The 11,674-nt window shown below is 70.5% G+C and carries 11 protein-coding genes and 1 pseudogene; 5 read left to right on the top strand and 7 right to left on the bottom strand.

Translation table 11 applies throughout. The features are described from left to right. Positions 1–185: pseudogene (locus J1M64_RS12155) on the bottom strand (hypothetical protein); the annotation flags it as partial. Positions 186–326: 141 nt separating this feature from the next. On the opposite strand from J1M64_RS12155, the gene J1M64_RS12150 reads away from it, so the two are divergent. Further along, entirely contained in the window at positions 327–695 is a 369-nt protein-coding gene (locus J1M64_RS12150) for a hypothetical protein (RefSeq protein WP_206474290.1), read from the top strand. Between the two features lie 101 nt (positions 696–796). Here J1M64_RS12150 and J1M64_RS12145 read toward each other — a convergent pair whose 3' ends face one another. Both J1M64_RS12145 and J1M64_RS12140 read right to left on the bottom strand, forming a co-directional pair. Next, complete coding sequence (locus J1M64_RS12145) at positions 797–1,213, bottom strand: cytochrome c oxidase subunit 4 (protein WP_067714151.1); 417 nt, start codon at positions 1,211–1,213, stop codon at positions 797–799. Between the two features lie 36 nt (positions 1,214–1,249). Beyond that, positions 1,250–2,317 carry a cytochrome c oxidase subunit II gene (locus J1M64_RS12140; RefSeq protein ID WP_119192995.1) on the bottom strand — a complete coding sequence of 356 codons (1,068 nt, stop codon included), beginning with the start codon at positions 2,315–2,317 and terminating at the stop codon, positions 1,250–1,252. Positions 2,318–2,597: 280 nt separating this feature from the next. Here J1M64_RS12140 and asnB point away from each other — a divergent pair, with 280 nt between their 5' ends. Continuing rightward, entirely contained in the window at positions 2,598–4,523 is a 1,926-nt protein-coding gene (gene asnB, locus J1M64_RS12135; protein ID WP_067714154.1) for an asparagine synthase (glutamine-hydrolyzing), read from the top strand. Positions 4,524–4,541: 18 nt separating this feature from the next. Here asnB and J1M64_RS12130 read toward each other — a convergent pair whose 3' ends face one another. Together J1M64_RS12130 and J1M64_RS12125 are read right to left on the bottom strand one after the other, a co-directional pair. Then, complete coding sequence (locus J1M64_RS12130) at positions 4,542–5,519, bottom strand: carbohydrate kinase family protein (protein WP_069389661.1); 978 nt, start codon at positions 5,517–5,519, stop codon at positions 4,542–4,544. Positions 5,520–5,592: 73 nt separating this feature from the next. Continuing rightward, on the bottom strand, positions 5,593–5,940 hold the full coding sequence (locus J1M64_RS12125) for an iron-sulfur cluster assembly accessory protein (protein ID WP_067714160.1): 348 nt from the start codon (positions 5,938–5,940) through the stop codon (positions 5,593–5,595). 166 nt (positions 5,941–6,106) lie between these two features. On the opposite strand from J1M64_RS12125, the gene J1M64_RS12120 reads away from it, so the two are divergent. The 3 genes from J1M64_RS12120 to J1M64_RS12110 are packed head-to-tail and all read left to right on the top strand — an operon-like array spanning position 6,107 to position 9,374. Beyond that, positions 6,107–6,808 carry a DUF3043 domain-containing protein gene (locus J1M64_RS12120; RefSeq protein ID WP_096905669.1) on the top strand — a complete coding sequence of 234 codons (702 nt, stop codon included), beginning with the start codon at positions 6,107–6,109 and terminating at the stop codon, positions 6,806–6,808. 40 nt (positions 6,809–6,848) lie between these two features. Further along, positions 6,849–8,591, top strand: coding sequence for a nicotinate-nucleotide--dimethylbenzimidazole phosphoribosyltransferase (gene cobT, locus J1M64_RS12115; protein WP_206474289.1), 1,743 nt, complete (start codon positions 6,849–6,851; stop codon positions 8,589–8,591). Between the two features lie 6 nt (positions 8,592–8,597). Then, positions 8,598–9,374, top strand: coding sequence for an adenosylcobinamide-GDP ribazoletransferase (locus J1M64_RS12110; protein ID WP_206474288.1), 777 nt, complete (start codon positions 8,598–8,600; stop codon positions 9,372–9,374). A gap of 11 nt (positions 9,375–9,385) precedes the next feature. Here J1M64_RS12110 and J1M64_RS12105 read toward each other — a convergent pair whose 3' ends face one another. Together J1M64_RS12105 and gcvT are read right to left on the bottom strand one after the other, a co-directional pair. After that, positions 9,386–10,477, bottom strand: a complete 1,092-nt coding sequence (locus J1M64_RS12105) for a branched-chain amino acid aminotransferase (RefSeq protein WP_206474287.1) — start codon at positions 10,475–10,477, stop codon at positions 9,386–9,388. A 32-nt stretch (positions 10,478–10,509) separates the two neighbouring features. Beyond that, complete coding sequence (gene gcvT, locus J1M64_RS12100; RefSeq protein WP_206474286.1) at positions 10,510–11,622, bottom strand: glycine cleavage system aminomethyltransferase GcvT; 1,113 nt, start codon at positions 11,620–11,622, stop codon at positions 10,510–10,512. Positions 11,623–11,674: the final 52 nt, after the last annotated feature.

Genomic DNA, 11,674 nt, shown 5'->3' with positions numbered 1-11,674 from the left:
GCGACCATCGCCAGGACCGTGAGCATCTCCAGACCCACCTGGCGTAGGACGATCGGGGTGAGCACACCCCAGACGGCGAACATCGCGGTCGGGACCATCCCGAGCAGCCCCATCCCGGCGGCGCCGAAGCCGCAGACAACCCCCACCACGCCCACCGCTATCGCATCAGCGACCGACTGGCCCACCGCATCCGCCTACGCGACGGCACCTGCCGCCACCCCGGCTGCTCCGTCCCCGCCGACGCCTGCGACATCGACCACGTCCGCCCCTTCAACCACACAGATCCCACCCGTGGCGGACTGACCATCGAGAACAACCTCGCCGCCATGTGCCGCAACCACCACCGCTTCAAGACCTTCCACGGCTGGCACTACAAACTCGCCCCCGACGGCACCCTGACCGTCACCACCGACACCGGGCACACCCTCACCACCCACCCCGACGGGCCCCTCGCACGCTGGCGCCACCACACCACCGACACCGACATCAGGGCTGCGACCGACACCAGGGCCGGGGCCGACACCGGCGCCGACATCCCACCTCCACGCCGCCCCTGGCTCAACCCCGGACCACAAAGCACCCACTGGTACCGACGCGCCCTACGCCTGGCCGCCGAACGCAAAGCCAACACCATGGCCCCACCACCAGACACCCCACCCGACCACCACCACGACCCCGACCCACCACCCTTCTGACCGGCGCGCGGCGAGCCCGGGCCGACACCCTGGTGGCGACAGCACAAAGGCCCGGTGTCGCAGCGTGCGACACCGGGCCCCGGTGGAAGACGGTCAGACGGTCAGTGCTTCTCGCGACCCCAGTGGTACTCGAAGACCAGGCCGCAGGCGGTGATGACCAGCGCGACGGCGCCGCCGATGAGCACCCACCAGTTCCAGAAGGCCGCTCCGTAGCCGATGATGAAGACCGAGAAGGCCACCAGCACGGGCCAGTAGCTGTGCGGGCTGAAGAAGCCGAGCTCGCCGGCGCCGTCGGAGACCTCGGCCTCCTCGAAGTCCTCGGGCAGGGTGCTGATGCGCCGCGCCACGAAGCGGAGGTAACCACCGATCAGCAGGCTCAGGCCGGCCGAGAGCACGAAGGCCGTGGCGCCGACCCACTCGACGCCCGTCCGAGACGTACCGGTGAGGTAGGCGTACGCGATACCCATGACGGCCAGGAAGATAAACAGGGCGTCGAAAATTCGTACTGTTGCGTTCATCGTTCAGGAATCCTTCGCGTGATACCGGGAGAACCGTCAGTTGCCCGACGCGGTCTCGATGATGTTGTTCTGGTCACGGGTATCGCTGCGTCCGGTCTTGAACGGTGCGGTGGAGGTCGAGTACGGGTCCTGGCCGATCGACTCCAGCGCCTCCGCGTTGGACGCGGTCGGGTTGTCCTGACGGAACTGGATGTACTGGGCGAAGGCCTCCGGCGATACCGCGCGCAGCTCGAAGTTCATCATCGCGTGGTAGACACCGCACATCTCGGCACAGCGTCCGACGAACGCACCCTCGCGATCGATCTCCTCGATCTGGAACATGCTCAACTGCTGGTTCTTACCCGGGTGCGGCATGACGTCGCGCTTGAAGATGAACTCGGGGATCCAGAACGAGTGGACCACGTCGGCCGACGCGAGGCGGAACTCGATGCGCGTGTCGGTCGGCAGAACCAGGACCGGAACCTCCTCGGAGGTACCGACGGTCTCGATGTTGTTGTAGTGGAGGTACGACTTGTCCTCGGCGAGACGACCGTGGATCGGGCCGCCGGCCGCCGGCTCACCCTGCTGACCCAGGGCCTCACGGACCTCGTCGGAGAGCACACCGGCCTCCTCGGCCGCGCGCTGCGCCTCGACGTTGGTGCCGTCCTCGATGCTGGCCCCCGCGACGTCGACCTTGTTGTAGCCGAACTTCCAGTTCCACTGGTAGGCGGTGACGTCGACCTTGACGCCGACCTCCTCCTGCGGACGGAGATCGAGCACCTTGTTCTGCGTGACCACGGTGAAGTAGAAGAGCACGGAGATGATCACGAACGGCGCAGCCGTGTAGATCAGCTCCAGGGGCACGTTGTACGCCGTCTGGCGCGGGAACTCGCCGTCGTCGTTCTTCCGCTTGCGGTGGAACGCCATCGACCAGAAGATCAGGCCCCACACGAAGAAGCCGACGATGAGCGACGTGATGACTGTGCCCGTCCAGAACTCGCGGACCGCGACGCCCTCCGGGGTGATCCCGGTCGGGAAGCCGAAGTTCATCGTCTGGTTCCACCACTTGTTGTCGGTTTGGAGGCTACAACCGGACAACAGCAAGCCCAATGTGCCGAGAGACATCGCGAGTGTCGCCCTGCGCGTCCGACGACGCCCGTCACGCTGTTCCACCATCACGCCTTCCTGATCAGCGGCACCGACCACGTGGCCGGGACACCTTAAAAGAGTAGACCACGGCTCTCAGAATGGAAGCCGCGGGTCCGGCAATTCACCCGCCCGCTCCCCCACGCCGTCGGCGGGGGGCCGGAGGGGTTCCGCCGACCAGTAGTATTCGATCGCGTCGCGACCCGCTCGGGCGGGTCACCGCTGACGCCCCGACGACGATGGACGAGGTACCCGACGCATGTGTGGCCTGCTTGGTCTGATCACCCCCGACGGCTCCGCCCGTACCCACGAGGCGCGGGTCCTCGGCGCCATGGGGTGCCAGCGCCACCGCGGCCCCGACGAGGTGGGCACCTGGGTCGACGGCGACATGGCCTTCGGGTTCAACCGCCTGTCGATCATCGACATCGCGCACTCTCACCAGCCGCTCCGCTGGGGTCCGCCCGAGCAGCCGGACCGTTACGCGCTGGTGTTCAACGGGGAGATCTACAACTACCTCGAACTCCGCGAGGAGCTGCAGCGCGAGCACGGTGCCGTGTTCGCCACCGAGGGTGACGGCGAGCCGATCGTCGTGGCGTTCCACCACTGGGGCCCCTCGGCCGTCCGCCGGCTCCGCGGAATGTTCGCCTTCGCGATCTGGGACACCGTCGAGCGTTCGCTGTTCGTCGCCCGGGACCCCTTCGGCATCAAGCCCCTGTACATGGCGACCGGACCCGGCGGAACCGTGTTCGCGAGCGAGAAGAAGTCGGTCACCGAACTGATCGACCTCGTCGTCGTCGACACCTCCCTCGACACCCGCGCCCTCCAGCACTACGTCACCCTCCAGTACGTCCCGGAGGACGAGACCCTCACCCGGGGCGTCCGGCGCCTGGAGTCGGGATGCCATGCCACGGTCACCCCCGGCACCGAGCCCGTGATCCAGCGCTACTTCGAGCCCACGTTCCCCGTCGTGCCCGTCGCCGACGGCGACGCCGAGCGCCGCTACGACGAGATCGCCGCCGCACTCGAGGACTCGGTCGCCAAGCACATGCGCGCCGACGTCACCGTCGGCTCGTTCCTCTCGGGGGGCATCGACTCCACCGCCATCGCCGCCCTCGCGCGACGCCACAACGAGAACCTCCTGACGTTCACCACCGGTTTCGAGCGCGAGGGGTACTCGGAGATCGACGTCGCCGCCGAGTCGGCCGCCGCGATCGGCGTGGAGCACATCGTCAAGGTGGTCTCGCCCGAGGAGTTCGCCGCCGCGATCCCCGAGATCATCTGGTACCTCGACGAACCGGTGGCCGACCCGGCGTTGGTCCCGCTGTACTTCGTCGCCCGCGAGGCGCGCAAGCACGTCAAGGTCGTCCTCTCGGGTGAGGGCGCGGACGAACTGTTCGGCGGCTACACCATCTATAAGGAGCCCCTGTCGCTGGCGCCGTTCGAGAAGGTCCCAGGTGGGATCCGTCGTGCGCTGGGCCGACTCAGCACCCGGATCCCGGAGGGCACCCGGGGCAAGAGCCTGCTGCACCGCGGCTCGATGAGCCTCGAGGACCGGTACTACGGCAACGCCCGCTCCTTCTCCGACGCGCAGGTGGAGGCGGTCCTCCGCGACTACCGACCGGAGTGGAGCCACCAGGACGTCACCGCGCCGATCTACGAGCGGTCCCGCGGATGGGACCCCGTCGCGAGGATGCAGCACCTGGACCTGTTCACGTGGCTGCGCGGCGACATCCTGGTCAAGGCCGACAAGGTCACCATGGCCAACTCCCTCGAGCTACGGGTGCCGTTCCTCGACCGTGAGGTCTACGAGGTCGCGTCGCGGCTCCCCCACACCGAGAAGGTCGCCCACGGCACCACCAAGTACGCACTGCGCAAGGCCCTCGAACGGATCGTTCCCGCCCACGTGCTGCACCGGAAGAAACTGGGATTCCCCGTCCCGACCCGTCACTGGCTGGCCGGGCCGGAGTTGCACGACTGGGCACGCGAGCACGTGGCGGCGTCCGGCACCGACGAGTTCGTGGACAAGGCCGCGGTACTGCGGATGCTCGACGAGCACCGCCGCGGCGAGTCCGATCACAGTCGTCGCATCTGGACCATGCTGTGCTTCATGATCTGGCACGGCATCTTCGTCGAGGGCCGGATCACCCCGGACATCGAGCAGCGCGAGTACCCCGTCCGCCTCTAGCAGGAGGCGGCGGGACGGTCAGGCGGGCAGGAGCGCCGACAGTTCCTCGGCGGCCTCGTCCCCGTAGGCGTCGACGAGCCGGCGGCGGGCGGCGGCCGGGTCGATGGTCCACTCCTGCGTGCCCGTGGTCTCCAGGACGTGGGTGGCGATGAGGGCCCCGAACTGGGCGGAACGCTCCAGCGACAACCCGTCCAGGACACCGGAGAGGAAGCCCGCCCGGAACGCGTCGCCGACCCCCGTGGGATCCAGCAGGTTGTCCGACGGCACGATCCCGACCTCGATGGGCTCAGCGCCCTGCTCGACGATCACGACGCCCTTCCCACCCCGGGTGGTGACGCGGGTGCCGACCTTGGCGTCCAGCTCCTCTGCCGACCACCCGGTCTTGTTGAGCAGCAGCTCGTACTCGTATTCGTTGGTGAACAGGTACCGCGCCCCGTCGACCAGCTCACCGGCCGCGTCCCCGTCGAGGAACGCGAGCTGCTGGGAGGGATCGGCGGCGAAGTCCAGACCGAGCTCGCGGCACTCCATCGTGTGGGAGTGCATCGCCGTGGGGTCGTTGGCCCCGATGAGCACGATGTCCGGACGGCCGATCCGGTCGGCCAGGCGAGCCAGCGAGATCGTCGCCGCCTCCCCCATCGCGCCGGGGTAGAACGACGCGAGCTGCGCCATCTCCGAATCGGTCGTGCACACGAACCGCGCCGTGTGCAGAGCAGAGCTGATGTGGACCGCCGAGCAATCGACACCGTGCCGCTCGAGCCAGTCGCGGTACTCGGCGAAGTCCTCGCCCGCCGCCCCCACCAGATGGGGTCGCCGACCCAGGACGCCGAGCGCGAAGGCGATGTTGCCGCCGACCCCGCCCCGGCGGATCTGCAGCGAATCCACCAGGAAGCTCAGCGACACGTGCGCGAGCTGGTCCGGCAGCAACTGCTCGGAGAAGCGACCCGAGAAGGTCATGAGGTGGTCGGTGGCGATGGAACCTGTGATGACGACGGGCATGCCCCAGACAGTAGACGACCCGGACCGATCGGTGATCGGCCCGGGTCGCCCGGTCGTCAGTGCGACCGCGGCGTCAGTTGAACGAGTCGCCGCATGCGCAGGAGCCCGTGGCCTGCGGGTTGTCGATGGTGAAGCCCTGCTTCTCGATGCTGTCGACGAAGTCGATGGACGCACCGGTCAGGTACGGGACACTCATCCGGTCGACGGCGAGCTTGATGCCGCCGAAGTCGTCGACCACGTCACCGTCGAGCGAGCGGTCGTCGAAGAAGAGCTGGTAGCGCAGGCCCGCGCAGCCACCGGGCTGGACGGCGATGCGCAGCGAGAGGTCGTCACGACCCTCCTGGTCCAGCAGGGCCTTGGCCTTGGCGGCGGCTGCCTCGGTGAGCAGTACGCCGGTAGCGGTGTTCTCCGCAGTGGTCATGTCGGTTCTCCTTGCGATCGGAAGAGGGCTTCGGGGGCGTCGTGAAAGGTTCAACGCCCACCGGGGAGTCCTCTATTCCCCGGCACCCGTTCCCCCGCACACGATACGCCTGCTGTCGCCCATGGGTGAATGTCCGGCGCCGGTGTCGATCGCCTAGCCTGGGTGTGTGAAGTTGCGTGCATTCGGCTCCAGAGACGACGAGAGCGGCAAAGGCTCCCCCGCCCCCGAGGGGCGGCCCGCGTCCGCGTCCGCGGATGCGGCTGCCTCCGAGCCCTCCGGCGACCCGCGCCGCCCCGCGGGCAAGGGGAAGCCGACGCCCCGTCGTCGCGACCAGGAGCGCGCCCGCGGGGTGCGCCAGGGTCCGGTGACCGCGCCGGTCACCCGCAAAGAGGCCAAGGAGCGCAAGAAGGCCGCCCAGGCGACCATGACCAAGGACGAGCGTCGGGCCGCCAGGGCCGGCGAGCGCGCCGCGCGCGAGGAGCGCCGCCAGCTCATGATGGAGGGCGACGACCGTTACGTGCTCTCCCGTGACCGCGGAGAGGTCCGCCGGTTCGCGCGCGACTGGGTCGACACCCACCGGCGCCTCATCAACTGGTTCATGCCGCTCGCCCTGTTCGTGATCGTGTTCCAGCTCATCCCGAACCCGACCCTCATGGTCTACAGCCAGACCCTCTTCCTGGTGCTCATCATGGTCGTCGTCGTCGACGGCATCCTCCTCGGACGAACCGTGAACAAGGCGGTCCGCGAGAGGTTCCCGTCCACCGACGACACCGGTTTCGGCATGGGGTGGTACGCCGTCATGCGTGCGACGCAGCCCCGCATGCTCCGCACCCCCCGCCCCCGGGTCCGCCCGGGCGACGCCATCTGACCCGTCCAGAGCCACTGATCCCCGGAAGGGCCTGACCCCCATGCGCCTGCTCGTCCTCGGTGGTATCCGCTCGGGCAAGTCCGCCCACGCCGAGTCGGTGGCCGCGGCCACCGACGACGACGTCGTGTACGTCGCCACGGCCCGGCGCGACCCCGGGGACGACGAGATGGCCGCGCGGATCGAGACCCACCGCGAGCGCCGGCCCACCCGGTGGGTGACCGAGGAGACGGAGGACATCGTCCGGGTCCTCGCCGACCACCCGACCTCGACGGTCCTCGTGGACGACCTCGGAGGCTGGTTGACGCGTCGGATGGACGCCACCCTCGGCTGGACCGACGGGGGTGCCGCGGTCGCAGCGGACCTGGACGCCCTCGTCACCGCTGTCGCCGAGCACTCCGGCACCCTCGTTCTCGTCTCCCCCGAGGTCGGTCTGGGAGTCGTGCCGGACACGCTCTCCGGTCGGGTGTTCGCCGATGTGATCGGTTCGCTCAACCGGCGGCTGGCCGGGGTGTGCGACTCGGCGGTCCTCGTCGTCGCCGGTCGCCCCCTCCCCCTCGAGGCCGTGCACCCGACCGCCGGTGGCGCCACTCGCACCCCGGACGCCCGGACGGGGGCGGCCGCCGTGGCCACCGGTACGACGGTGGCCGCCGCCGGCGCGCCCGAGGCCGAGGCCGCGCCCCGGGACCTCGATACCGTCCCCCACGATTTCCCCGGCCTGGGCGACGTGTCGTACTACGACGACCCCGTCGCCTTCCCCCCGGTTCACCCGCCGTCCCACTCCGTCGCCGAGGAGGCCCGCGCCCGGCATCTCACGTTGACCAAGCCCGCGACGTCCCTCGGTCGGCTCGAGGAGCTGAGCGTGTGGGTCTCCTCGTGCCAGGAGGCGTGCCCGCCCCGACCGCTCGACCGCGCCAGGGTGGTGGTGTTCGCCGGTGACCACGGCGTCGCCGAACACGGGGTGTCCGCGTTCCCGCGCGAGGTCACGCTGCAGATGGCCGACAACATCGTCGGCGGCGGCGCGGCGGTGTCCGTCCTCGCCCGCATGGCCGGCGCCACGGTCCGGGTGGCCGACATGGCGATGTCGGCCGAGCGTCCCGGAGGGCTCGACGACCACAAAATCCGCCGCTCCAGCGGGTCGATCGACAGGGAGGACGCCCTGACCCCCGAGGAGGTGCGGGCCGCGATCGCCGCCGGTCGTCGCATCGCCGACGAGGAGGTCGACTCCGGGGCGGACCTGCTCATCGCGGGCGACCTCGGCATCGGCAACACCACGCCCGCCACCGTGCTGACGTGCCTCATCACCGGTCGCGAGCCGGTCGAGTTGGTCGGCCGCGGAACCGGGATCGACGACGAGGGCTGGATGCGCAAGACCGCCGCGATCCGGGACGCCATGTTCCGGGCGTCCGGCGACCTGCGGGATCCCGTGGCGATGTTGCGCAAGGTCGGTGGTGCAGACCTCGCCGCGATGGCCGGATTCCTGGCCCAGGCGGCGATCCGGAAGACCCCGTGCCTGCTCGACGGATCGGTGGTCACCTCCGCCGCGCTCATGGCCGAGGCGATGGCACCCGGTTCCCGCCAGTGGTGGGCGGCCGGTCACCGCAGCGCGGAGCCCGCCCACACCGCCGCGCTGACGTACCTGTCCCTCGACCCGATCCTCGAACACTCGATGCGTCTGGGTGAGGGCAGCGGGGCCGTCGCCGCCCTGCCCGTCGTCCACAACGCCGTCGCGATCCTCACGCAGATGGCGACCTTCGCCGACGCCGGGGTCGTCGGCAAGGACTGACGACCCGTGCTCGACGCGGCCCGGCTCGCCCTGTCGTGGATGACGGTCCTGCCGGTCGGCCGGCCCGGGGTACCCGACGCCGCGGCGGCCGGCCGGGCGATGACCGCGATGCCCGTCGTGGGACTGGTGTGCGGCGTCGTGGCGACCGCCCTTGCCCACGGCGCACACGCGTCGGGAGCGGGCGCGCTGCTGTCCGGGGTGGTCGGCGTGGCAGGCGTGCTGGCGCTGACCCGCGGCATGCACGTGGACGCGTTGGCGGACACTGCGGACGGGCTGGGGTCGTACGCCGGCCCGGATCGCGCGCTGGAGATCATGCGGTCCGGGTCCGTCGGGCCGATGGGGGCCGCCGTCCTGGTGTTGGTTCTGCTCGCCGAGGTCGCGGCGCTGGGCACCCTGGTCGACTCGGGCGCCTGGCTCGCCCCGGTCGCCGCCCTCGTCCTCTCGCGCTGCCTACCTGCCGTCCTGCTGCGCCGGGGCGTCCCCGCGGCGTCGCCGACCGGCTTCGGCGCGCTCGTCGCCGGCTCCCAGTCCCGCGTCGCCGTGGTGGTGACCGGACTGGTGTGTGCGGCCGCGGGCGCCGCGCTGGCGGGGTCAGGGTGGTCCGCCGCCACGTGGTGGGCCCCCACGACCGGCGCCGTGGCGGGCGTCGCCGCCTACGGCGCCGCGGCGGGCTTCGGCCGACACGCGGTCCGCCGGTTCGGCGGGATCAGCGGGGACGTCCTCGGAGCGGTGATCGAGACGGGCACCGCCGCCGCGCTGGTGGCGGCGGTGCTCCTGCTCTGACGGGGCGCGGCTCAGACCAGCGTCGTCATCCAGCCGAACGGGTCCTCCACGGACCCGCGCTGGATACCGGTGAGCGTCTCGCGCAGCCGCATGGTGATCGCCCCCGGCCCGCCGTCACCCACCGTGTAGCCGCCGCCGGAGTGCTGCACGGACCCGACGGGGGTGATGACGGCGGCGGTGCCACACGCGAACACCTCGGTGATCTCGCCGGAGGCCACGCCCGACTCCCACTCTTCCACCGAGACCTTGCGCTCGGTCACGGGGTAGCCGAGGTGGCGGGACAAGTGCAGGAGACTGTCGCGGGTGACGCCCGGCAGCAACGAGCCGGACAGTTCGGGGGTCACGATCTCGGCGGAGTCGCCGGAGCCGAGGACGAAGAACAGGTTCATCCCGCCCATCTCCTCCACGTACTTCCGCTCGATCGCGTCGAGCCAGACCACCTGGTCGCATCCCTTGGCCGCGGCCTGCTCCTGGGCGCGCAGCGAGGCGGCGTAGTTGCCGCCGAACTTGGCGGCGCCGGTGCCGCCGGGGCTGGCGCGCACGTACTCGGTGCTCAGCCAGACGCTCACGGGGGCCACGCCGCGGGAGAAGTACGCGCCGGCCGGGGAAGCGATCACCGAGTAGAGGTATTCGTCGGCCGGCCGCACGCCGAGCCCGGTCTCGGTGGCGATCATGAAGGGCCGCAGGTAGAGCGCCTCCTCACCGCCGGCGGCGGGCACCCAGTCGCGGTCGATCGCCACGATCTGCCGCAACGACTCCATGAACAGCTCTTCGGGCAGCTGCGGCATGGCGAGGCGCTCCGCGGAGCGGTTGAAGCGGGCGGCGTTCTGCTCGGGTCGGAACGAGGCGATGGAGTCGTCGGCCTGCCGGTAGGCCTTGAGGCCCTCGAAGATCGTCTGCGCGTAGTGCAGGACCACGGCGGACGGGTCGATGGACAGGGGGGCGTACGCCTCCACGACCGGGGTGCCCCACTGCCCGTTCGAGTACGGGAGGGTAACCATGTGGTCGGTGAAGTGCTTGCCGAAGCCGGGGGCGGCGAGGATGGCCTCGCGCTCGGCGGTCGATCTCGGCGAGGCGGACGGACGGACGTCGAACTCGGACATTGCGGGTCTCGTTCCTGGAGGAAGGGGGCGGGTCAGCGGGTGCGGATCTCGATGAGCGGGGGTACCGCGAGGCGGCACGGTACCTCTCGTCCGCGTACGTCGACGACGACCTCGTCGCCCTTCTTCAGACCCGCGTCCAGCTCGATGAACGCGAGCGCGATCCCCGTCTTGAGGGTCGGTGAGAACGTGCCGGAGCTGGTGACGCCCACGTCGCGTCCACCGGCGCGCACGGTCTGTCCGGCGCGCGGGATCCCGCGTCCGGTGACCTCGAGCGCGTACATCCGGCGGGCGGGGCCGGCCTCCTTCTGACGCAGCAGTTCCTCGCGCCCCCAGAAGGCGGGCTTGTCCCAGCCGATGGCCCAGGCGCAGCGTGCCTCGAGCGGGCTGAGGTCCACGGACAGTTCGTTGCCGTGCAGCGGGTAGCCGGCCTCCGTGCGCAGCGAATCGCGGGCACCGAGACCGCACAGGGCGCCCTCGCGGGACAGCACCTGCTCGGCGAGCGCGTCCCAGATCGGGCCGGCCTCGTCCCAGGCGGGCAACACCTCGAAGCCGTACTCGCCGGTGTACCCGGTGCGGCAGATCCGCACGGAGTGTCCGTTCCAGTCGGCGTCGACGTACGCCATGTAGTCGAGGTCGGTCGGCAGCCCCACCGCCTCGAGCACCTCTCCGGCGAGCGGGCCCTGGACCGCGATCACGGCGCGGGAACGGTGTTCGTCGGTGACGGTGACCCCGGGCGCCCGCTCGGCCGCGGCGGCCTGCATCCGGCGGACCACCTCGGCGGTGTTGGCGGCGTTGGGGATGAGGAAGATCTCGGAGTCGGAGACCCGGTAGGCGATGAGGTCGTCCACCACTCCCCCGGACTCGTCGCAGCACAGCGTGTACTGGGCGCTGCCGGCGGCGATCCGGTCGAGGTCGTTGGTGAAGCACGAGTTGACGAACTCCGCGGCGCCCGGGCCGGTCACGAGCGCCTTGCCGAGGTGGCTGACGTCGAACAGCCCGACGGCCGTGCGGGTGGCGGTGTGTTCGGCGACGGTGCCGGCGTACTGCACCGGCATCGACCAGCCGCCGAACGGGGAAAAGGTGGCGCCGGCCTCCACGTGGCGGGAGTGCAGTGGTCCCTCGTGAAGGTCCCCTGTGTCTGTCATGTGGCCACTCCTCGCGCTCTTCGGTCCGGCTGCCTGCCCACGTTAGTCGATA

This window comes from Dietzia sp. KRD202 (assembly GCF_017168155.1).
GTDB classification, from domain to species: Bacteria; Actinomycetota; Actinomycetes; order Mycobacteriales; family Mycobacteriaceae; genus Dietzia; species Dietzia kunjamensis.
This window is presented reverse-complemented; position numbering and strand designations above follow the sequence as displayed.